Origin of the sequence: uncultured Roseobacter sp., assembly GCF_947501835.1 — a bacterium.
Taxonomy (GTDB): domain Bacteria; phylum Pseudomonadota; class Alphaproteobacteria; order Rhodobacterales; family Rhodobacteraceae; genus Roseobacter.
On sequence record NZ_CANMXR010000007.1, the window covers coordinates 286,910 to 309,251 of the forward strand.

Consider the following 22,342-nt stretch of genomic DNA (forward strand, 5'->3'; position numbering starts at 1 on the left):
GCGTCATGACCCTACCCCTTACAGACGTCAGACCGGATGTGTCGGTGGATCACCTGGCCGATCTGCTATGGTCCACGGATCCGGCGCTTTGGGCTTTCTATTTTCTGAAAAACGACTTTTTCGTCAGGTTCTGACGTTGGAATGGCCCGCATCGCAGGCCTTGCTGTCGCATCGCTTTACGACCGTGACGATGCAGGAGGATGAGCTGCTAGGGCTCTCTACAGCGTACACGCTCAGAGATCTCGAGACCAATTTCGAGAAATCGATGCAGCTGCAACTCAGTGTCCTGAGCGCCGCAGAGGCAGATCATTTGCGAGACGATCTGATCTGGATAGACCGGCTGTTTCCGACACCGCGGGAGGGGGCATTCCATATCATGGAGCTAGCGGTCACAAGTGCGGCGCAGGGGCATGGGTTGGCCAAGGCGCTGTTATCTGATTCTGTCGAGCGGCGGCGGCGGCCGGTTGTCAGTGGCTGACGCTCGATGTCGCTACGCAGAACAGTGCCGTAGGTTTTTACCGGCACTTCGGCTTTGTCGTGGAGCTGGAAACGCGCATACCGATGCTTGCGGAAAACCACGGGATCGGCACGCACCTGCATATGGTACGCGCCATCCCTTAGCGGTGGCCATGACCCCTGCGCGGTTCGCGTCAAATGGCGAGGTATTCTTCGCGCAATTCCTTGTTTTCCAGAACCTCCGCCGCCGTGCCGTCAAAGACGACGCCACCGGTGTCCAGGATCACGGCGCGGTCGGCCAGTTGCAGGGCGCGCACGGCATTTTGTTCCACCAGGATGGTGGTGATGCCCTGCTCCTTGATGATCCGCAGCGTCTTTTCGATCTCATCCACGATCACGGGGGCCAGACCCTCGTAGGGTTCATCCAGCAGCAGCACCTTGATGTCCCGGCAAAGTGCGCGGGCGATGGCCAGCATCTGCTGTTCGCCCCCCGAGAGTGTCACACCTTCCTGCGTGCGGCGTTCGCGCAGGCGCGGGAAGAGGTCATAGACACGTTCCAGCGACCAGCCAATCGGCGGCGCGATCTGCGCCAGTTTCAGGTTTTCCTCCACGGTCAGGCCGGCAATGATGCGGCGGTCTTCCGGGACAAGGCCAAGCCCTGCCTGGCTCGCCTGATAGCTCGACATGCTGTGCAGGGGTTGGTGATCGAGCCAGATTTCACCCCGTTTCAATTCCGGATCGGCCAGCCGTGCGATGGCCCGCAGGGTCGAGGTCTTGCCCGCCCCGTTCCGACCTAGAAGGGCGAGGATTTCGCCCTCGTGCACGTTAAAGCTGATGCCCTGCACGATGTAGCTTTCGCCGTAATAGGCGTGCATGTCCCAGACGGAAAGAAAGGCGGGCGCGGTGGCCGCGACATTTGCGTTCTTGGAGAAATCGGGTTTCACATTCATCTCGGTATCTCCTTATGCCGCGTCCTGGGTTTCGCCAAGATACGCTTCGCGCACCTTCGGGTTGCCCTTGATGTTGTCGGGTGTGTCCTCCACCAACGGGGTGCCCTGCGCCAGAACGGTGATGCGTTCAGCCAGTGAAAACACCACATGCATGTCGTGTTCGATGATGGCAATGGTGATGTCACGCTCGTCGCTGATCTGCTTCAGCAGATCGATGGTGTTATTGGTATCGGCCCGCGCCATACCGGCAGTGGGTTCATCGAGCAGCAGCAGGCGCGGTTCCTGGCTCAGGCACATGCCGATTTCCAGGCGGCGTTTGTCACCGCGTGACAGCGAGCCAGCGTGCATCTCGCGCTTGTCCGCCATGTTCATGTCTTCCAGCATATGTTCGGCTTTTTCGATCATGTCACGCTGCGAGCCCACGGTGCTGATCGCGTTCAGCTCAAATGCGCCGTCGCGCTTGGCAAAGCAGGGGATCATCATGTTTTCCATAACCGACAGATCGGAAAAGATCTCAGGCGTCTGGAAGACACGGGAAATGCCCATCTGGTTGATCTCATAGGGCTTGCGACCCAGCACCGATTGCCCATCGAACATGACCGAACCGGTGTCCGGGATCAGCTTGCCGACCAGACAATTGAGCAGGGTGGATTTGCCCGCCCCATTCGGTCCGATGATTGCATGCACGGAGTTTTCCGCCACGCTCAGGTTCACATCCCCCAGCGCTTGTAGGCCGCCAAAGCGTTTGCCGACGTTTTTAACCTCAAGAATTCCCATCTGACGTCTCCTTATTCGGCTGGGGTTGTTTTGCCGTCGGGTGTATCGTCCGAAGGTTTCTTGCGTTTGAAGAGCCGGGCGACACGTTGCCCGCCCTCGACCAGACCACCAGGCAGGAAGATCACCACCAGCATGAAGAGGATGCCGAGGGTCAGGTGCCAGCCCTTGCCGATAAAGGGGTAGACCAATGTGATCAGCAGATCTTCGATGCCATCGGGCATGAAGGCAAACCACTGTTCCAGAATGGACTTGTTGATCTTGGAGATGATGTTCTCAAAGTATTTGATGAAGCCCGCACCCAGCACGGGGCCAATCAGGGTGCCAGCGCCGCCAAGGATGGTCATCAGGACGACCTCACCGCTGGCGGTCCAGAACATGCGTTCGGCGCCCACCTGTGTGTCCATCGCCACCAGCAGACCGCCCGCGAGACCGGCATACATGCCGGAGATCACGAAGGCCGCCAACGTATAGGGTTTTGCATTCAGCCCGGTGTAGTTCAGCCGCTGCTGGTTTGACTTCACGGCCCGCAGCATCATGCCGAAAGGCGAGCGGAAGATACGGATCGAGAGGTAAAAGGCGATCAGCATGATCACGGCGGCGACATAATATCCGGCGTTGAAGGTGAATATCCAATCGCCTGCCGATACCTGGAAACTGCTCTTCATATCGAGGCCGAAGAGGTTGGCGCGGGGCGTTTCCCCGGGCGCCAAGGCGCCGTCGAGGATACGCGGATCGGTGTATTTCGGCTGCAGGCCGGTTTCACCGCCGGTGATCGGCGTGAGCACGGAATAGGCCAGCGCGTAGGACATCTGGGCAAAGGCCAGTGTCAGGATCGAGAAGTAGATGCCCGAGCGGCGCAATGAAATCCACCCCACCAGCAGAGAGAAGAGACCGGCGACCAGCACCGAAATGATGATCGCGGGGATCACATTCATTGTCAGCAGTTTCATCATCCAGATCGCCGCATAGGAGCCGACCCCGAGGAAGGCCGCGTGGCCGAAGCTGAGATAGCCGGTGAGGCCAAAGAGGATGTTGAAGCCAATCGCGAAGATGCCGAAGATCACGAGGCGTTGCATCAGGTCCGGATAGCCCGCGTTGAACTGCGCCATCGCTGATCCTTCGGGGAAGGGGTTCAGGATGAAGGGCGCAAAGAGTGCGAGACACGCGACGATGATCAGGAGGGTGAAGTCTTTTTTTGTCAGGCCCATGATTATTCCTCCATCACGCCTTTGCGGCCCATGAGGCCCCGGGGACGTGTCAGCAAGATGATGATTGCGACCAGATAGATGATGATCTGATTGATGCCGGGCAGGGTCTCAAGCACGATGGCCATGGAGGCGAAACTCTCCAGGATGCCCAGCAGGAAGCCTGCGAGCACAGCACCCGAGAGTGAGCCCATGCCGCCGACGACAACCACCACGAAGCTGAGCACCAGAAAGTCCATGCCCATATGATAGTTGGGCGAATTGATCGGCGCATACATCACCCCGGCGAGCCCGGCGACCGCGGCGGCGATGCCAAACATGATGGTGAAGCGTTTGTCGATGTTGATGCCCAAAAGGCCCACGGTTTCGCGGTCTGCCATGCCGGCGCGTACGACCATGCCGAAGGTGGTGAATTGCAGGAAGGCAAAGACCGCGCCGATGATCAGGGCGGAGAAGGCGAAATACACCAGACGCCAGTAGGGGTAGATGATGGTATTGGGATCGAACCCCAGCATCGCGCCGAAATCGAAGGAGCCGCGGAAGGCGTCAGGCGCAGGCGTTGGGATCGGGTTGGCGCCGTAGAAATACTTGATGATCTCCTGCAGCACGATCGCAAGGCCGAAGGTTACGAGGATCTGATCCGCATGGGGGCGCTTGTAGAAATGCTTGATCAGCCCGCGCTCCATGATGAAGCCAATGGCGACCATGACCGGGATGGCAAAGAGGATCGAGATCGGCACCGCCCAGTCGATGATGGCATCACCGGTGGTTTGCCCAAAGATATCATAGATATAGGGGACATCGACCTTGAGTGGATTGCCCAGAAAGTCGGTTTTTGTCTCATCGATTACCTCGTGGCTCAAGGTCAGAATGCGGCTCAGCGTTACCGCGCAGAAAGCGCCGATCATGAAGAGCGCGCCATGCGCGAAGTTCACCACCCCAAGGGTGCCGAAAATCAGTGTCAGCCCAAGCGCAATCAGCGCATAGGCGGAGCCTTTGTCCAGGCCATTGAGAATTTGCAGGATGATTGCGTCCATGTCCCCACCTTCATGAAACGAGTGTGGCCCGGTGGCCGGAAGAGCAGGGCGGAGGTGTGCTCCGCCCTGCGCGTCTTATCAGGCCCCTGGGTTGCAGGTGCCCAAGCTGCCGCCCGCAACCTGCGGGTGATCCGGCGCGTAGGTGACTTGCTCGACAGGGGTCACTTCGACGATTTCGAGAAGGTCGAACTCGGATGTCGGGTTCTCTTTCCCTTTCACGACCAGCACGTCCTTGAAGCACTGGTGATCGTCGGCACGGTAGAGGGTCGGGCCGTTGCCCATGCCGTCGAATTCGAACCCTTCCAGAGCCTCGACAACGCCGCATGGGTTGAAGGTGCCCGCACGTTCGCAGGCATCTGCGTAGAGCAGCGCCTGAACATAGCAGGTGTGTGCCGCCTGGCTCGGTGGGAAGCCGTATTTGGTGCCGAAGGATTTGACGAATGCTTTGGAGCCTTCGTCGGTCAGCGACCAGTGCCAGTTCGTCGAGCCGAAGATACCCTTCACGTTGGCACCCGCACCCTTCGCCATCAGGCGCGAGTAGAGCGGTACCACGATTTCGAAGTTCTTGTCGTTGACCAGCTTGTCGCGCAGACCGAACTGCACCGCGTTGGTCAGCGAGTTGACCATGTTCCCGCCGTAGTGGTTCAGCACCAGAACGTCGGCACCCGATTGCAGAACCGGCGCGATGTAGGAGGAGAAGTCGGTTTGTGTCAGCGGCGTTTTCACCGCGTTGACAGTTTCCCAGCCCATCGCTTCGGTCGAGGAGCGCACTGCTTCTTCGGTGGTGTAGCCCCAGTTGTAGTCCGCTGTCAGGTGGTAGGCTTTGCGGTCGGACCCATAGGCATTCTGCAGCACGGGCGCGAGGGCCGCACCGGACATGTAAGAGTTAAAGAAGTGGCGGAAGCCATTGGCCCGCTTATCTTTTCCTGTCGTGTCATTGGAGTGCGTGAGGCCCGCCATGAAGATCACGCCCGCCTCCTGGCAAAGCGCCTGCACGGCCACAGCCACACCGGAGCTTGAGCCGCCGGTGATCATGATCGCGCCGTCTTTTTCAATCATCGACTTGGCAGATGCGCGCGCGGCGTCTGATTTGGTCTGCGTGTCGCCCGTGACATAGACGACCTTCTTGCCGAGGATGCCGTTGCCTTGCAGAGCATCGGAGCTGAAAGTTTCCAGCATGCCGTTGTCGGCACCGGTGCCGTTGAGATGCTCGACCGCGAGTTCATAGGCGCGCAGCTCATCCGCACCCTCATCCGCATAGGGACCGGACTGTGGCACGTTGAAGCCAAGCGTTACGGTGTCGCCTTGCGGGGCATTCAGGTAGCCTGCATGCCCGTCAGCACGCAGATACGTCGGTAGGGTCAGACCGGCTGCACCGGCGACCGCACCGGTCTTGATCAGACCGCGACGCGTAAGTTTCGAATTGGACATTGAAATCCTCCCAGTTGGTATAATCACACGCCCGTCAAACTTCCTCTTTGACCGGCGCGCGGGGCACTTTGGTGCAAAGGTGTTATCGCTTAGTTAAAGAAAATGTCGCAACAAGTGCCTTGAAATGCTCATTTATTTTGTAAACAAATCCACAGTTATGCTACGTTTTTTGTAAATTACATAATATTGCAGCGCAGAAACCTGTTGAAAACGCGCGATATTGCAAAAGGGGCCACCATGGCACGAGAAGGATTGACCGGCAGCCGCATTCGGGAGCGCCGGTCTGTTGCGGGACTGCGGCAAGCGGATTTGGCACGATCACTGGGGATTTCGGCCTCATATCTCAACCTGATCGAGCATAATCGCCGCAGAATCGGCGGTAAATTGCTGCTGGACATCGCCCGGCTGCTCAATGTCGAGCCCTCCATGCTGACGGAAGGGGCGGAAGCAGCCCTGATCGCCACGCTGCGCGAAGCGGCCACCAGCGCCAACCTGCCTGCGTCCGAAATTGCCCGGGCGGATGAGTTTACCGGTCGTTTCCCGGCCTGGGCAGAAGTGTTGGCATCCGGGTTTCGGCGCATATCGAGCCTAGAGCGCACGGTGGAAACGCTCTCTGATCGGCTCACCCATGATCCGCATCTTGCCGCCTCCGTGCACGAGCTGTTGTCGACGGCGGCGGCGATCCGATCGACAGCCGCCATTCTCGCTGATGAAGAAGACCTGACGGATGAGTGGCGCAACCGGTTTCACGCCAACATCAATGAAGACAGCCGCCGGTTGGCCGACAGCTCGAAGGCGCTGGTTGAATACCTTGATGCGGGTGAGCGGGTCGAGGATGCCGCCGCCAGCCCGCAGGATGAGCTCGAGAGCTTCCTCAGCGATCACAAATATGCCTTTGACGAGGTCGAGGCCGGTCATGAGACACCCGATACGATGATCGCCGCTGCCCCAAGCCTGAAATCCAACGCCGCCCGTCACATGGCCCGGGGCATTCTGGAGCGTGTGGTTCAGGACGCGCAGCTGGTCACGAAACACCGGTTTGAGGCGGCCTTGGAGGCGGTGGGCCCGGACCCGGTGGAGCTTGCGCGTCATCTTGCGTCCCCGGTGTCACTGGTGTTTCGCAGGCTTGCGGGGTTGCCCAAGCTGGAGGCCGGATTGGTTGTCTGCGACCGGGCGGGTAGCTTGCTGTTTCGCAAACCGACCGCGGGTTTTGTCATTCCACGTTTTGGTGCTGCCTGTGCGCTTTGGCCGCTTTTTGCGGCATTGGGTCAGCCGGGGCAGGTCATCCGCACGCCGCTGGTACAATTGGGCCGGGGCCGTGCTGGGTTCGAGTGTTACGCGGTGGCCGATGTGGTGGGACGCCCGGTTTACAATCAAGCGCCTTTGGTGCAGGCCAGCATGCTGGTCCTGCCCAATTCGAACCTCAGCGAGGAGGAGGTGATTGAGGTCGGTTCAACCTGTGGTGTATGTCCGCGGGAGCTGTGCCCGGGACGCCGCGAACCCTCCATTTTAAGCACCGGTCTGTAAGGCGAAGGGTAATATGTGCCAAACCGGGCTAAGGTTTTGACAGGGCGCCCAAAACCGACAATAGTTTGACTTCCACTTTGAGGGAGACAGGCGGCGGGCCTGGCAGGGTGGAGATTTGGGAGGACGCCACGATGGGCAAGCATGTGCTTTTGGTGGAGGATGAGCTGAATATCATTGAAGCAATCAGATTTTTGCTCAGCCGGGAAGGCTGGGATGTGGACACGCATTCCAACGGGACGGATGCCGCAGAGGTGATCCGGGACCGCAAGCCGGATTTGGTGGTGCTGGACGTGATGTTGCCCGGCAAAAGCGGTTTTGACATCCTCGAAGAACTGCGCGGTGACGCCCAGACGGCTGATCTGCCGGTGCTGATGCTGACAGCGCGGGGTCAGAGCCGGGATCGCGAAATGGCGGAGAAGGCCGGTGTCAGCCGCTTCATGACAAAACCTTTTTCCAATACCGAGGTGCTGACAGCCGTGCGGGATCTGCTTTACGTCCACGGTCAGCGGACCTGAGCGATGGCCAAACCCGGCACGCCCCTGTTTCTGGAACGTGGCAGCTACCGCCAGCGCCGGATGATGGATGCGGTCAAGCTGATCGCCATTCTGGGGGCGGGTCTCTGGATGATCCCGCTGCTCTGGCCCACCGCCGAGCCGGGTACGGCGCAGGCGGTTCCGCTGTCGCAGGCGCTGCTTTATGTCTTTGGGGTCTGGTGGTTTCTGATCGCCATCGCCTATGTGCTGGCCCGCAAGATCCGCGACCTGCCTGAACAATCGGATGAAACCGAGGCGATGTGATGGCGTCGCTGAATGTCCTTGTCGCGGTTTCCCTGGCTTATGTTTTCCTGTTGTTCTGCGTGGCCTTCGCGGCGGAACGCGCGGGCGTTCAGGGCCGGGCCGGGTGGCTCTTGCGCTCACCATTGGTCTATACGCTCTCGCTGTCGATCTACTGCACTGCCTGGACGTTTTACGGCGCGGTCGGCTATGCCGCCAGGTCCGGTCTGGAATATGTCACCATCTATCTGGGCCCCAGCCTGGTCATTGTCGGATGGTGGTGGATTTTGCGGCGTCTGGTGCGCATCGGGCGCAGCTACAAGGTCACCTCCATCGCTGACCTGATTTCCTCGCGCTATGGCAAGTCGAACGGGCTGGCGATTGTTGTGACGGTGATGGCTGTGATCGGCGTGACACCCTATATTGCGCTTCAGTTGCAGTCGGTTACCGCCTCCCTGTCGATTTTTATCGCGGCCCAGCATGGCAGTCTCGCCGAAAGCGGTGATGCGCATGCGGCAGGGCTGTGGATTTCCGTGGGGCTCGCGCTTTTCACCGTGCTTTTTGGCACCCGCAATCTCAACGTCAATGAACGTCAGCATGGTGTGGTGATCGCGGTTGCTGTCGAAGCCGTCGTCAAATTGATCGCGCTGCTGGCCGTGGGGGTCTTTGTCGTTTGGGGGATCGCCGGCGGCGTGTCCGAAACGTTGGCGCGGATCGATGCGTCGTCCCTGGGCACCTGGCAGATGAATGGCAGCCGTTGGGCCGCACTAACCTTTGTGTCTGCCGCGGCCTTCCTGTGTTTGCCGCGCATGTTTCAGGTCATGATCGTGGAAAACGACGATGAACGCTATCTCCAGATCGCCAGTTGGGCCTTTCCGCTCTACCTGATGTTGATGAGCCTCTTCGTGGTGCCCATCGCCGTGATCGGGCTCGATTTGCTGCCCGCCGGGTCCAACCCAGATTTCTTCGTGCTGAGCCTGCCGCTCAGCCAGGGGCAGGAAGGGCTGGCGATGCTCAGCTTCTTGGGTGGGTTTTCCTCGGCCACCTCGATGGTCATCGTGGCCACGCTGGCGCTTTCGACGATGGTGTCGAACCATGTGGTCATGCCGATCTTTCTCTATTTGCGGCAGGGCGGTGCCACGCAATCGGGGGACGTGCGCAATGTCGTGATCCTGTCGCGGCGCCTGTCGGTGCTGGCGATCATCGGGTTTGGCTATATCTACTACCGTGCCTCCGGCGGGTCCGGTGCCCTGGCGGCCATCGGTCTGATTTCCTTTGCCGGGGTGGCGCAATTCCTGCCTGCGATGCTGGGGGGGATCTTCTGGCGCGGCGCGACGCGGGCAGGGGCCTTCGTCGGGCTTGGCGTTGGCTTTTCGGTCTGGGTTTTTACCATGCTGCTGCCCAGTTTCGGGCCGGGTGCGGCGCTGAGCGTCGATACCTTCGCAAACGGGCTTTTTGGGCTGGGATGGCTGCGCCCGCAGGCGCTCTTCGGCATTCCGGGGCTGGATCCGACGGTTCATGCAATCTTCTGGAGCCTGCTGCTCAATGGCGTCAGTTTCGTTCTGGTGTCTTTGATGACCTTCCCGCAACCGCTGGAGCGGCTGCAAGGCGCGCAGTTTGTCAATGTGTTCGATCATTCCGGCCAGACCCGCGGCTGGCAGGCTTCCGTGGCCGAAAGCGAGGATCTGATGATCATGGCGCAGCGGATCCTGGGCGCCCGCGAGGCGCAACGCCTGTTCCAGGCCGAGGCGCAAAGGCAGGGGCGCGGTGACTATCTGCCTGAACCGACAGCGGATTTTCTGCAAAGACTGGAACGGGAACTGGCGAGTTCGGTCGGCGGCGCCACGGCCCATGCGATGATCAGTCAGATCGTCGGCGGCAGCGCCGTGTCGGTGCAGGATCTCTTGGCGGTGGCGGACGAATCCGCGCAGATGCTGGAATATTCCAGCCAGTTGGAGGCCAAATCGCGCGAGCTCAGCCAAACCGCGGCCAAGCTGCGCCACGCCAATGCCAAGCTGATGCAGTTGAGCGATCAGAAAGACGCGTTTCTCAGTCAGATCAGCCATGAATTGCGTACGCCCATGACGTCGATCCGGGCGTTCTCCGAGATTTTGCGCGACACCGACGGTCTGGGTCCGCTGGAAAAGACGAAATATGCGAATATCATCCACGTCGAAGCGATCCGCCTGACCCGATTGCTGGACGATTTGCTGGATCTCAGCGTGCTGGAAAATGGTCAGGTGACGCTGAACCAGCAAAGCGGCAGCCTGGTGGATGTTCTCGATCAGGCGGTCGCCACCGCCGAAGCCAGCGAGGCACGGGGCATTACGATCAAGCGCCGTCGGCTGGAAGAAACCGTGACACTGCACACGGATCTGGACCGGCTGAGCCAGGTTTTCATCAACCTCATCACCAACGCCCAGAAATACTGCGGTTCGGACACCCCGGAACTGCAGATTGTGGTGCAGCGCGCAGGCGACAGCATCCTCGTCGATTTCATTGACAATGGGTCTGGGATTCCAGCGGCGTCGCGCGAGGTCATGTTTGAAAAATTCAGCCGGATCGGTGCAGAGGATGCTGCAGGGGCCGGTCTCGGGCTGGCCATTTGTCGCGAGATCATGACCCGTTTGGGAGGCAATGTGAACTATCTGGATGGCACGGGTGGCACCGCATTCCGGGTCACAGTGCCCGGGCGGCAGGCGCTTGCTGCGCAATGATTTTTTGTGATTTTCTGCGCTGAAGCATTCGCCATAAAGGCTATGGTAACCATTGGCCCTTATCCCTCCCTGTACAGGACCGCGCAGTGGGCGAGGCGCAGGTTGTTTTGACAAGGGCCGAAGATGTCAGTTTTGCAGCGCAAGGCGCAGGCAGGAAAGCAGGAACATCAGGCACGGGCTATGACCGTGCCCAAAGCCCTGCGAGTCAGCCTCGCAAAAATCGCTGATCAGATGTTCGACATGGCTCTGGCTGTGATCGGGGCGACGCAAGAGCGGTGCGGGGGTGATGCGCTGAGCGACAAAATGGATGATGCATCGCTGCTTGTGGTGCTGGACGGCCCCAGGGGGAATGTTGGCGGCGCGGTGATTGGCGCGGAACTGGTTGCGGCGATGATCCAGCAACAGACGACGGGCAAAGTCGCCAAAGAAGCCCCCGCCGCGCGCCCGCTGACCTCCACGGATGCTGCCTTGTGCGCCCCTTTGCTGGATGCCCTGTTTCAGCGATCAAATGGCCTGTTGGAAGAGGATGCGGATCGCGACATTTTATGCCCCTACAAGTTTGGCGCCCGCGTCGAAAATGCCCGGTTGTTCGGTTTGGCGCTTGATGCCAATGAATACCATATCGTGAAGTTGACGATTGATGTTGCAGGTGGTGCCTTTCAATCAAATCTGACGCTGATCCTGCCTGTCTTTGAAAGAGCTCCGGAACACATCGCCTCGGAAGAGACAGGGGTCGCTGCACCTGCCCAAACGCTCGAAAAATCCGTGATGAACCTTCGGGCCGACCTCACCGCCGTATTGGGCCGGTTGAAATTACCCTTGGACAAACTCAGCCAATTGGTGCCGGGCGATGTCCTGACACTGAAACCTGATGCATTTGATACCGTTGAGATCATGACCTGTGACCGGCGGGTGGTCAGCCGTGGCGCAATGGGGCAGATTGAAGGCCAACGCGCCATTCAATTGGACAATGCTGTGGCGCGGCCTGATCATCCGGCACGGCGCGCCGAAGATCGCGAAGGGCTGGACTTGCCTCAGGTCGACCCTTTGAAAGAGGCGCCTGGTGGAAATGATTTTGGGGGTCTGCCGGATATCGATATCGGCGCGATTGAGCATGACTCAGAAGGTTTGCCGGACTTGCCAGATCTACCTGCGCTTGAAGGCGCGGATGACCTGCCGGATCTGTCAGATTTGCCAGGACTGTCCGAGGATACCGAAATGGCGGCTTTGCCTGATCTGTCCGACCTACCCGGTCTGAGCGATGAGGACGAGCTGTCGTCCTTAGAAGATATGCCTGATTTCAAGATCGCCTAGAGCGTTTCGTCCCTGGCCTGAGATGTGATCTATCCCATAGCAGGTTGACATATCTGACCTAAGACAGCGCTAAGGGAAACCGGTTGAGGCAAAAACGCTTTGTCGCGATGCTACCTTGCCGAAGCATGGATTGCTTCAAAGGTCGGGCGCAAATTCTCCAGATCATAGCCGCCGGATCTAGCAGCTTGAATGATCTGATCCGCTGGCATTTCATTTGCGGCGGCCAGCGCCCAGGCGATGGTCGAGCGCGTGCCGGATGCGCAGTAGGCGAGGACCGGTCCGTCGCAGTCTGTCATCAAGGCGTGGTTGGATGCGATTACATCTGGCGTCATCGACTGATGTGTCAAAGGCTGGATCACGAACTCCAACCCGGCGGCCTCTGCGGCCTCCGCCAGCACAGCGCAATGATGGCTGGGTGGCACCTCCATATCAGGTCGGTTGCACAGGACCCGTTTTATGCCAGCCGACGCAATCGCGGGCATGTCTTCCGCAGAGATTTGCGGAGCCGCGAAAAAACGGGGTGTGATCTGGCGCATGTCCATGAGAAAACTGTTACGAAACAGCGGCGGGACTGTCCAGCCAGCGATGCAGTAAAGCGGTCACATTTGCTCAAGAAAACTGCGGGTCGGGTGCCTGCTGCCGAAAACGAGCGATGCTCAGGTGACGCTCTTCAAACGAGGCGTGCATCTCAAGATGGAAATGCCACACCGCCCAAAACGCAGGTTCGCCAACGCTAGATCTTGTTCACCGGTAGCTTCAGCATGACGTCACCCTGTTCGTCAGGTTCCGGCATGTTGCCCGCGCGCATGTTCACTTGCAGCGACGGCAGGATCAGCTTCGGCATCCCCAGTGTGGCGTCACGTGCTTCGCGCATCTGCACAAATTGTTCCTCGGCGCGATCTTGTCCGATGTGCACATTGCGCGCTTTCTGAGCGCCAACCGTGGTTTCCCAGGCGAATTCCTCGCGCCCCGGCGCCTTGTAATCATGACCGACAAAGATGCGCGTATCGTCTGGAAGGCTCAAAATGCGTTGAATGGATTGGTAAAGATCATGCGCCGATCCACCCGGAAAATCACACCGCGCGGTGCCAAAATCAGGCATGAATAACGTGTCGCCGACAAATGCCGCATCACCGATGACATAGGTCATGCAGGCAGGGGTGTGTCCGGGCGTATGCATCACATCTGCGCGCATCTGCCCGATGTGAAAACTGTCGCCATCGCTGAACAGGCGATCAAATTGGCTGCCGTCCCGCTGAAATTTTGTGCCTTCGTTGAAGACCTTGCCAAAGGTATCCTGAACCGTCGTGATCCGGTCGCCAATACCGATCTGACCGCCGAGTTTTTCCTGAAGATAGGGGGCCGCAGAGAGATGATCTGCATGCACATGCGATTCCAGAACCCACTGGAGTTGCAGGCCATGGGATTGCACATGGTCGATGATCGCGTCAGCGGAGGCCGTATCGGTCCGCCCGGACGCGTGATCGAAATCCAGCACTGAATCGATGATCGCGCAGGCGGTGCCCTGCGGGTCCTTAACGACATAGCTGACGGTATTTGTGGTGGTGTCGAAGAAGGCTTTTACATCTGGCGACATGTGCGAAACTCCCTGATCTTCGATAATTATATGGTGGTGCGCGCGCGCCATGCAAGTGGCGCGTTACGCCAGAAAGATCCCCAGAATGACCAGCATCAACCCAATGACGGATAGAAACAGCGCGCCCAGATTCATGGGCAGCGCCTTTTGCAGTTTCGCGCGCATGTCTTCATCAGACAGCTTGGCGCGTCGGGCGCGGGCCACATAGATAATGCACCAGATCAGACCAACCAGACCGATGAGCGAGAGAGAGGCGCCGCCCCATATCAGAAGGTCAAAGGCGGCGGATGTATCGGTTTGTTCCATGAGGTTGAGCTATCCAATCCACACTTCAAGCGCAAGCGTGTTGGACGGTCGGGTGGGGTGTGATCTCGGTTAACGAACCCGCGTATCGCGATCGGTGATTTCACGCCAAAAAGCTGGCCATGAGGGGCAATCGACGTATCGTGACTGTCATTGGCGAAATCGCTTGCTAAAGCCGCTTGCAGGTATTGATTCAGATCGCTAGGCAAGGGCGATCTGATTGACCTGATGCTTGAGGAATTCCCGATGACCGATACCGCGACCGATCCTTCTGTTGTTGAAACCGCTGAAGCACCCGGCGACGCGACCTATCGCGTCACAGCCAATGAGTTGCGCCAGTTTGTGGAGCGTATCGAACGGCTGGATGCGGAGAAAAAGGATCTTGCGGAACAGCAAAAAGAGGTCATGGCGGAGGCCAAAGCGCGGGGCTATGACACCAAGGTAATGCGCAAGGTGATTGCGCTGCGCAAACGGGATGCGGATGACATCGCCGAAGAAGAGGCGGTTCTGGAGATGTATAAAGAAGCGCTCGGCATGTGAGCTTGGGCCTCGCGTGACGTGAAGTTTCCGCCAATGTTGGTGTAGCGCATTCACCCAAAAGGCAAAACGCCGTTTCCAAAATTGAGTGGCCTTTTGGTTGAGGTATGAGTGCTGCGCTTAAGGCTACTCGCGCGAAATTGAGGCCGAAAGCGTCATTTTCTATCACCAGGGGCAGTGTTTCGCGTGCCGCTCCCTGGCTGCACCATCGTCACCCCATAAATGACTTTTGAAATCGCGCGCGGGTATTCGTGCCGCGATTTTAATATCTTTGGTTCCTGCTTTCCCGGTTGCCCCGCCTTAGAAGCGGTATCTGGGTTTGAATGAGAACCGCCCGATCAAACGGCGCTGTTTGCCCCAAGAAAATAGCGAAGATTGCAGGTTCTGAGCGCAGGCGAAAAGACCCTGCAAAGACTATTGACATAGTGTAAAGTAAATAATATTGACGCCATGTAAACTTTACACGAGGTAAAGTTTGATGAGCTATGGAGTTCCACTATGAAAGTCATCGTATTTGGGGCGACCGGAACAGTCGGTCGCCTGACCGTGCAAAACCTGCTCGCCGAAGGGCACAGCGTCACCGCTTTTGCGCGCACCCCTGAGCGGTTGAAACTGAAAGCACCGCAGCTGCTTCTTGTCGCGGGCGATGCGACACATCCCAAAGACGTTTGTGACGCCATCGCCGGTCATGATGCTGTGGTTGTCACTTTGGGAGCTGGAATGTCTCGGCGCAGCCTGATCCGCTCGCAGGGGACGATGAATGTGATCCGGGGCATGCAGGAACACGGCATTTCCCGGCTGATCTGCCAATCGACGTTGGGGGCGCATGAAAGCTGGAGCAATCTGAATTTCTTCTGGAAGCGCATCATGTTCGGGGCGCTGCTCAAGCCGGTTTTCAAAGACCATGAGCTGCAAGAAAAGCTCGTACAGGCCAGCGGTCTGGACTGGACGCTGGTGCGCCCGGGTGCGTTTACGGATGGTCCTGCCACGGGGGCATACAAGGAAGGGTTTGGAGCTCAGGAGCGCGATCTGACGTTAAAAATCACCCGCGCCGATGTGGCAGGGTTTTTGACCCGACAACTGGGTGATCTGGCATATCTTCGTCGCGCCGTCAGCCTGTCCAATTAAGCCGGGTCAGGCCGGTTTCAGCCGTGTGGGAATGCGTTCTCCAGGGCGGATTGGTAGGCAAACAGCGATGCCAATCCGCCGGTATGCACGAACAGCACGCGGCTGCCTTTGGTAATTTCACCGCTTTCAACAAGGGCCGGCACGGCGGCAAAGACCTTGGCTGTATAGACCGGGTCCAACACGAGGCCTTCGGTGCGGGCCATCATCGCCATGGCTTCCGCGGCGGGCGGACCCAACTGGCCGTAGCCCGGCGTCAGCGCCTCATCCCATATCATGATGTCGTCATCGCCCACCTGTGACGCATGCGCAGTCAATTCTGCCAATGCGTCAAGAACGGTGCGGATGCGCTTACGTTGCTGTTGAGCGTCGCGCCTGACGCAACTGCCGATCACGCGGGCGCTGTGACCCACCGCCCGCAACCCTGCCAACATGCCCGCATGTGTCAGGCCGCTGCCGGAGGCGATGACAACCACGTCAAATGCGCTGTCCTGCTGCAGGATCTCTTCGGCGGCGCGCATGTACCCCAGCGCCCCGAGGGGCGGATTTCCGAGGGCCAGGGGGATCACATAGGGCGTGCGGCCCGCTTGCCGTTCCTGTGCCGCGCGCTCTCGCAGCGCGGCATCTGCGCCAGCTTCATCCTCGCCGGACGGGTAATACATGACCTCCGCCCCGAGCAGGCGGGAGAGGAGCACATTGCCATTCGATCCATAGAGCGCATCGACATCCGGCACCCGGGCTTCAAGCTGGACAATCGTTTTCATGCCCAGTTTTGCGGCGGAGGCGGCTGCGGTGCGCACGAAATTCGACTGCACGGCACCGGTGATCAGAACCGTATCTGCGTGGGCTGCTTGGGCCGCCCCCAGATAGTATTCCAGCTGTCGCGATTTGTTGCCGCCCATGGTGGTGCCCGCCAGATCGTCCCGCTTGATGTGCAAATCGATGCCCAGCAGCGCCGAGAGGTTCGGCAGTGGTTCGATGGGCGTGACCGCACTTACCAACTCGGCGCGCGCAAATTCCATGATCTTTGGTCCTCCCGTTCCGATCCGGCAGTGGATCAATGCGTCCCAAAACAGTGTTGCACAAAAGCTGGACCGCGACCAAGAGCCGGAGCTTTGGGGGCAATTCGATTTACGCTTGACCGACTCAGATTTGTATACAAAAAGTATACATTATGTAAGCAAAGGATCGCAGGTGGGCAGAATTACCAAGGATCAATGTCTCGATGATCTGAAGTTGCGGATCCTTTCCACGGATTTGGCGCCTGGCAGCGATCTGGATGAAACCTCGCTGGCCGAATATTATGAGATATCGCGCACACCAATGCGTGAGGTGCTGCACCGGCTGGCGGGGGCGGGCTATATCACCACGGCTGAAAACCGCGGCGCCAAGGTGGCCTCGATGGACATCGGCACCATGCGCACCTTTTTCCAGACCGCCCCGATGGTCTATGCCAATATCGCCAGCCTGGCGGCGGAGGCGCGCACGGCACCGCAGCTTGATGCGCTGAAGGATGCGCAGTTAGCCTTTGTCAAAGCCACGGGTGCACAGGATGCACAAGCGGCGGCCCTTGCCAATCATCGCTTTCACGCGGTGGTCGGCGAGATGGCGCATAATCCCTATCTGGTGGCATCGCTGGACCGTCTGCTCATCGATCACACGCGTCTGAGCCAGCGGTTCTACCGTCCATCGAATGCGGATGAAAAGGGGCGGATTGTAAAGGCCAGCGACCAGCATGACGCGCTGATCACGGCCATCGAAGCGCATGAGAGTGCGCTGGCAATCGATCTGTCGCTGCAGCATTGGGATTTGTCGCGCGACCGGATGGAGCGCTATGTGCGCCCCGATCCTCTGCCCGTCGACGTTGTGTCGCTCAAGGATCGCCGAAATGCAATTTGAAGGGATCTACACGCCTCTGATCACGCCCTATCACACCGATTTCACGTTGAATGAGGCGGCGCTGGCTGAAACCGTGGATCATCTGGTTGCGGCAGGCGTGCACGGCATCATTGTGGCGGGCACCACGGGCGAATATTATGCGCAATCGATGGAGGAACGCATCGATATGATGCGGCGGTGCAGGTCCCTTATCGGTGACCGCGTGCCGATGATTGTGGGCACCGGGGCCATTCGCACCGAAGACAGCATTGTGTTCGCGCAGGCGGCAAAAGAGGTGGGCGCGGATGCGCTGCTGATTGCGACGCCACCCTATGCCTACCCGACGGGGCGCGAAATTGCCCTGCATGCGCTGGCGGTGGACCGCGCCGCCAACCTGCCGGTGATGCTTTACAATTACCCGGGGCGGATGAGCGTGAATATGGACGAGGAATGTCTCGGCCGTCTGGGCCGCAGCCCGAATTTCTGTGCGATAAAGGAAAGCTCGGGCGACCCGAACCGCCTGCACATGCTGGCGCGGGACTATCCGCATATTGCGCTGAGCTGCGGCATGGACGATCAGGCGCTGGAGTTTTTTGCCTGGGGCGCGCGCTCCTGGGTCTGTGCGGGGTCAAATTTTGCGCCCGAAGCGCATATCGCGCTCTACCGGGCCTGTGCCATTGATGGTGATTTCACGCGCGGGCGCGCCATCATGTCCGCGATGCTGCCCTTGATGCGGGTGCTGGAGCAGGGCGGCAAGTTCATTCAGTGCATCAAACACGGCGTGACCCTGCGTGGCATTGATGCAGGACCCCCGCGCAAACCCCTGCAGCCCTTGAATAAAGACGACAAGCGCGCGTTGGAGGAGGTCATTCGCACGATGAACACCACCATCGCCGCCATACCGGGAGCTCTGTGATGACAGACCTGCTGACCTATGCAGAATACGCGGCGATTGCCGGTGATCTGGATTTTCCGAGCGCGCCTTTCATCGACGGAAAGTTTCGCAAGGGCGCGGGGCCGATGATGGCCACGTTGAACCCGGCAACCGGCGCGGAGATTGCAAAGATTTCCACGGCTGCATCTCCGGATGTGGATCTGGCGGTCAGTAAGGCGCGCGAGGCATTTGAACAGGGGCATTGGGCGCGGATGCACCCCGCAGCCCGCAAGGATGTGCTGATCAAGCTGTGCAAATACATCACGCGGCGCAAACGCGAATTGGCTGTTCTGGAAAGCCTGGAGTCCGGCAAACCCATCCGCGATTGCGAGGAGATCGACATCCCCGAGACCATCCACTGCATCAAATGGCATGCGGAAACGGCGGATAAGATCTATGACCAGACGACGCCCGCGGGGGAGGATGCGATGTCGATGATCGTGCGCGAACCCGTGGGGGTTGTTGCTGCGATCCTGCCGTGGAACTTCCCCTTGCTGATGCTGGCGTGGAAGATCGGCCCGGCGCTGGCGGCGGGGTGTTCCGTGATCGTGAAACCGGCGGAGCAAACCTCCATGACGGCGCTGCGCGTCGCGGAATTGGCGCATATGGCCGGCGTGCCACGGGGTGTCCTGCAGGTGCTGCCGGGGGATGGGCCATCGGTTGGCGAGCCGCTGGGGCGTCACATAGATGTGGATATGGTGAGCTTTACCGGGTCCACCGAAACGGGCCGTCGGTTTCTGCACTATGCCGCCGACAGCAACCTGAAAAAGGTGGTGCTTGAATGTGGTGGCAAGAACCCGGCCGTGGTGCTAGCGGATGCCGAAAACCTTGATCATGTGGCAGCGCATGTGGTCAGCGCCGCTTTTTGGAACATGGGTGAAAACTGCTCTGCCGCGTCGCGCCTGATCGTGCATCGGGACGTCAAAGCACCTTTGATGGAGTGTATTCTTGCGCGCTTGCGGGAGTGGAAAACCGGTGATCCGCTTGATCCGGCCAACCATCTGGGCGCGCTCATCGATGCAGATCATTGCGCCAAAGTTGGTGCCTATCTCACGGGCAAGGCGCTGGCGGGCGGCACGGCGGATGGGCCCTTCGTAGCGCCCACAATCTATGAGGTCGCAAAGGAGGATGCCAAGGCGCGCGAGGAGATTTTCGGGCCCATTCTGAGTGTGATCGAAGTCGCCTCCACCGAAGAGGCCATCGCCGTGGCCAATGATACGGACTATGGGCTGGCGGCTTGCGTCTTCACTGCAAATACGCGCCAAGCCATTCGGGCGGCGCGCGACATCCGCGCCGGGACCGTGACGGTGAATTGCTACGGCGAAGGCGACATCGCGACGCCCTTCGGGGGCTACAAACACTCCGGTTTCGGGGGGCGGGACAATGGGCTGCACGCCCATGACCAATACACCGAGCTGAAAACCATCTGGATTGATCTCACCGATCCTGCTGAGGGAGACAACATCGGATGAGCCGCATCGGATTTATCGGCACAGGTCATATCGCGGCACCCATGGTGCGTTTTCTGGTTGGCAAAGGCCATCAGGTCACGGTGTCGGAGCGCAATGCCGGGGTGGCTGCGGCCTTGGCACGGTCGCACGGTGTGACCGTCGCTGCCAATCAGGCGGTGATTGATGCAAGTGACGTGGTGTTCCTGTCGGTGCGCCCTCAGATCGCCGAGGAGGTGCTGGCGTCGCTGATCTTTCGCGCCGGTCAGCGGATCGTATCTGTCATGGCGGGTGTTTCTTATGATCGCCTGAAATCCCTTTGCGCGCCCGCTGATGACATTTCGGTGACGATCCCACTGGGGTACCTGGAGCAAGGTGGGTGCCCCTTGCCGGTCTGGCCTGATGATCACCTGCTGCGCACACTTTTTGCGCCTGAGAACCCTGTGTTCGCCGTGGCGGATGAGCGCGCATTGAACATGCATTTTGCGGTTTGCGCGATGCTGCCCGGCATTCTGGATCTCATGGCCACGGGCGCGGAATGGCTGACCGATCAGACGGGCGATGCCGCACAGGCGGACTTTTACGCGGCGCAGCTGATCGCGGGATATCTGACCGCGATGACAAAGGAGGCGGGCGCGCTCGCACGTGAGCGCGACGGGCTGGCGACGGAGGGCACCATCAGCATTCAGATGACACGCGCGTTGCGCGGCGGTGGCGCACATGTGGCATTGCGCAATGCGATGGCGGCCATCGGCGACCGGCTGGAGGGAAAATCATGAGCGTGGAAGCGGTTGGCACCACCCGCAGAGGCCGTGGCGCGCGCAAAGCGCTGCGCCAGACGCGGGATGTCACCATGCTGCCTGCGCTCAAGCGGCGATTGCCACTGACCGAGCCGATGGATGCGGATCAGGTGGCACGCATCGACGCCGCCTCCATGGATATTCTGGAAAATGTTGGCGTTGTCTTTCGCGACGAAATCGCGCTCGCCGATTGGAAACGGGCAGGGGCGGATGTGCGCGGGGAAACCGTGCATCTGGACCGCGGACTGGTGCGCGAGCTGATTGCCACGATCCCCGAGACATTCACCTATCAAGCACGTAACCCGGCCAATAATCTGCCGTTTGGCAAGGATCACGCGATCTTCGTGCCGATGACGGGGGCACCTTATCTGCGCGATCTCGACGATGTGCGGCGCAATCCGACGCTCGATGATCTGGCGAATTTTCACAAGCTCAGCCATATGCTGCCCGCCATTCATTCCTCGGCGCATCACATCGTGGAACCCTATGATCACCCGATCAGCCAGCGCCATCTGCGGATCACCTACTCGTCAATGAAACACTCCGACAAGACCTTCATGGGCATGACCACGAGCCCGAAGAACGCCGAGGATGTGATCGAGATGGCGGCGATCCTTTTTGGCGCGGATTTCATCGACAGCCACCCGGTGGTGACGGGCAATTGCAACGGCAATTCGCCGCTGGTCTGGGATGAAACCATGCTGGGCGCCCTGCGGGCCTTTTGCAGGCGCAATCAACCGGTGCTCTGCTCGCCTTTCGTGCTGGGCGGGGCGAACACGCCCGCCTCAGTCGCCCCCACCGTCGCGCAGCTCAATGCCGAGGCGCTCAGCGCGCTGGCCTACACGCAGGTGATCCGCAAGGGCGCGCCAGCGATCTACGGGCACTACCTCAGCACGGTCAGCATGAAATCCGGGGCGCCGATGGCGGGCACGCCCGAAATCAGCCTGATGAATTTCATGATCGGCCAGATGGCGCGGTTTTATGGCGTGCCTTGGCGGACATCCAACACTCTGGGCGGCGCTAAAACCTTTGACGCACAGGCAGGGTACGAGAGCGCGATGACGCTGAATGCAGTGCTCATGGCCGGTGCGAATTACATTTGGCATTCGGCGGGCTGGAACGAGGCGGGGATGCATTGCTCCATGGCCAAATTCGTGGTCGACGCGGAGATGTGCGCGATGGGCTACCGCATGGCGCAGGGGATCAACTGGGATGATTTCGATGCGGCGCTGAAGGCGGTGGGCGATGTCGGTCCGGGCGGTCACTATCTGGGGCATCCGCATACGCTGGAAAACTTCCAGCGCGCCTTTTTCATGCCAGAGATGTTTGACAACAATTCGATCGAGCAATGGCAGGCCGAGGGCAGCGTTGAAATCACCGAACGCGCCCTGATGCGCGCCCGTGCGCTGTTACAAAGCTACGAGGAGCCCAAACTGGATGTGGCCACGGACGAGGCGCTGCGCGACTACATTGCGCGGCGGGAACGCGAGATCCCGGCCGCCGATGCGCTGAACCAGACGTATTGAGGCGCGC

At 59.5% G+C, this 22,342-nt stretch carries 22 protein-coding genes; 13 read left to right on the forward strand and 9 right to left on the reverse strand.

Translation table 11 applies throughout. The features are described from left to right. Positions 1-67 precede the first annotated feature (67 nt). A complete protein-coding gene (locus tag Q1A20_RS16225; protein WP_299917656.1) occupies positions 68-478 on the forward strand; it encodes a hypothetical protein in 411 nt (136 codons plus the stop codon). Positions 479-650: 172 nt separating this feature from the next. Here the strand turns inward: Q1A20_RS16225 and Q1A20_RS16230 are convergent, their stop codons facing one another. The 5 genes from Q1A20_RS16230 to Q1A20_RS16250 all read right to left on the reverse strand — a co-directional run bounded on the left by Q1A20_RS16230 (position 651) and on the right by Q1A20_RS16250 (position 5,856). After that, positions 651-1,406 carry an ABC transporter ATP-binding protein gene (locus Q1A20_RS16230; protein ID WP_299917658.1) on the reverse strand — a complete coding sequence of 252 codons (756 nt, stop codon included), beginning with the start codon at positions 1,404-1,406 and terminating at the stop codon, positions 651-653. A 12-nt stretch (positions 1,407-1,418) separates the two neighbouring features. Next, positions 1,419-2,183 carry an ABC transporter ATP-binding protein gene (locus Q1A20_RS16235; RefSeq protein WP_298970943.1) on the reverse strand — a complete coding sequence of 255 codons (765 nt, stop codon included), beginning with the start codon at positions 2,181-2,183 and terminating at the stop codon, positions 1,419-1,421. Positions 2,184-2,194: 11 nt separating this feature from the next. Next, positions 2,195-3,394 carry a branched-chain amino acid ABC transporter permease gene (locus Q1A20_RS16240; RefSeq protein WP_298971593.1) on the reverse strand — a complete coding sequence of 400 codons (1,200 nt, stop codon included), beginning with the start codon at positions 3,392-3,394 and terminating at the stop codon, positions 2,195-2,197. Next, entirely contained in the window at positions 3,394-4,425 is a 1,032-nt protein-coding gene (locus Q1A20_RS16245) for a branched-chain amino acid ABC transporter permease (protein WP_299405285.1), read from the reverse strand. The genes Q1A20_RS16240 and Q1A20_RS16245 overlap by 1 nt, the downstream gene beginning before the upstream one ends. Positions 4,426-4,503: 78 nt before the next feature. Then, entirely contained in the window at positions 4,504-5,856 is a 1,353-nt protein-coding gene (locus Q1A20_RS16250; protein ID WP_298970947.1) for a substrate-binding protein, read from the reverse strand. A gap of 237 nt (positions 5,857-6,093) precedes the next feature. Between Q1A20_RS16250 and Q1A20_RS16255 the strand changes: the two genes are divergently transcribed. The 5 genes from Q1A20_RS16255 (at position 6,094) to Q1A20_RS16275 (ending at position 12,187) form a co-directional block, all read left to right on the forward strand. Then, entirely contained in the window at positions 6,094-7,383 is a 1,290-nt protein-coding gene (locus Q1A20_RS16255; RefSeq protein ID WP_299917660.1) for a short-chain fatty acyl-CoA regulator family protein, read from the forward strand. Between the two features lie 131 nt (positions 7,384-7,514). Next, on the forward strand, positions 7,515-7,898 hold the full coding sequence (locus tag Q1A20_RS16260) for a response regulator (RefSeq protein ID WP_298970951.1): 384 nt from the start codon (positions 7,515-7,517) through the stop codon (positions 7,896-7,898). A 3-nt stretch (positions 7,899-7,901) separates the two neighbouring features. Beyond that, positions 7,902-8,180: a hypothetical protein gene (locus Q1A20_RS16265; protein ID WP_299917663.1), complete on the forward strand. Its 279-nt coding sequence runs from the start codon at positions 7,902-7,904 to the stop codon at positions 8,178-8,180. After that, positions 8,180-10,873: an ATP-binding protein gene (locus Q1A20_RS16270; protein ID WP_299736565.1), complete on the forward strand. Its 2,694-nt coding sequence runs from the start codon at positions 8,180-8,182 to the stop codon at positions 10,871-10,873. Before Q1A20_RS16265 ends, Q1A20_RS16270 begins: the two co-directional genes overlap by 1 nt. A gap of 123 nt (positions 10,874-10,996) precedes the next feature. Beyond that, positions 10,997-12,187: a flagellar motor switch protein FliM gene (locus tag Q1A20_RS16275; RefSeq protein WP_299405272.1), complete on the forward strand. Its 1,191-nt coding sequence runs from the start codon at positions 10,997-10,999 to the stop codon at positions 12,185-12,187. Between the two features lie 110 nt (positions 12,188-12,297). Here the strand turns inward: Q1A20_RS16275 and Q1A20_RS16280 are convergent, their stop codons facing one another. From Q1A20_RS16280 to Q1A20_RS16290, 3 genes are all read right to left on the reverse strand, one after another. After that, on the reverse strand, positions 12,298-12,729 hold the full coding sequence (locus Q1A20_RS16280) for a TIGR01244 family sulfur transferase (RefSeq protein ID WP_299405270.1): 432 nt from the start codon (positions 12,727-12,729) through the stop codon (positions 12,298-12,300). A gap of 191 nt (positions 12,730-12,920) precedes the next feature. Further along, positions 12,921-13,784 carry an MBL fold metallo-hydrolase gene (locus tag Q1A20_RS16285; RefSeq protein WP_298970960.1) on the reverse strand — a complete coding sequence of 288 codons (864 nt, stop codon included), beginning with the start codon at positions 13,782-13,784 and terminating at the stop codon, positions 12,921-12,923. 63 nt (positions 13,785-13,847) lie between these two features. Beyond that, entirely contained in the window at positions 13,848-14,090 is a 243-nt protein-coding gene (locus Q1A20_RS16290) for a hypothetical protein (RefSeq protein WP_298970961.1), read from the reverse strand. 243 nt (positions 14,091-14,333) lie between these two features. On the opposite strand from Q1A20_RS16290, the gene Q1A20_RS16295 reads away from it, so the two are divergent. Then, positions 14,334-14,627, forward strand: a complete 294-nt coding sequence (locus Q1A20_RS16295; RefSeq protein ID WP_298970963.1) for a DUF2312 domain-containing protein — start codon at positions 14,334-14,336, stop codon at positions 14,625-14,627. Positions 14,628-15,122: 495 nt separating this feature from the next. Then, entirely contained in the window at positions 15,123-15,752 is a 630-nt protein-coding gene (locus Q1A20_RS16300; protein WP_299405266.1) for an NAD(P)-dependent oxidoreductase, read from the forward strand. A 17-nt stretch (positions 15,753-15,769) separates the two neighbouring features. Here Q1A20_RS16300 and Q1A20_RS16305 read toward each other — a convergent pair whose 3' ends face one another. Further along, positions 15,770-16,771, reverse strand: a complete 1,002-nt coding sequence (locus Q1A20_RS16305; RefSeq protein WP_299405264.1) for a D-cysteine desulfhydrase family protein — start codon at positions 16,769-16,771, stop codon at positions 15,770-15,772. 172 nt (positions 16,772-16,943) lie between these two features. Between Q1A20_RS16305 and Q1A20_RS16310 the strand changes: the two genes are divergently transcribed. Genes Q1A20_RS16310 through Q1A20_RS16330 form a run of 5 tightly spaced genes read left to right on the forward strand, consistent with a single transcriptional unit; the run spans position 16,944 to position 22,335 of the window. After that, positions 16,944-17,648 carry a GntR family transcriptional regulator gene (locus Q1A20_RS16310; protein ID WP_299405261.1) on the forward strand — a complete coding sequence of 235 codons (705 nt, stop codon included), beginning with the start codon at positions 16,944-16,946 and terminating at the stop codon, positions 17,646-17,648. Further along, entirely contained in the window at positions 17,638-18,543 is a 906-nt protein-coding gene (locus Q1A20_RS16315) for a dihydrodipicolinate synthase family protein (RefSeq protein WP_299405259.1), read from the forward strand. Before Q1A20_RS16310 ends, Q1A20_RS16315 begins: the two co-directional genes overlap by 11 nt. Further along, on the forward strand, positions 18,543-20,033 hold the full coding sequence (locus Q1A20_RS16320) for an aldehyde dehydrogenase (RefSeq protein ID WP_299405256.1): 1,491 nt from the start codon (positions 18,543-18,545) through the stop codon (positions 20,031-20,033). The genes Q1A20_RS16315 and Q1A20_RS16320 overlap by 1 nt, the downstream gene beginning before the upstream one ends. After that, positions 20,030-20,788 carry an NAD(P)-binding domain-containing protein gene (locus Q1A20_RS16325; RefSeq protein WP_299405253.1) on the forward strand — a complete coding sequence of 253 codons (759 nt, stop codon included), beginning with the start codon at positions 20,030-20,032 and terminating at the stop codon, positions 20,786-20,788. The genes Q1A20_RS16320 and Q1A20_RS16325 overlap by 4 nt, the downstream gene beginning before the upstream one ends. Further along, positions 20,785-22,335, forward strand: coding sequence for a trimethylamine methyltransferase family protein (locus Q1A20_RS16330; protein ID WP_299405251.1), 1,551 nt, complete (start codon positions 20,785-20,787; stop codon positions 22,333-22,335). The genes Q1A20_RS16325 and Q1A20_RS16330 overlap by 4 nt, the downstream gene beginning before the upstream one ends. Positions 22,336-22,342 lie beyond the last annotated feature (7 nt).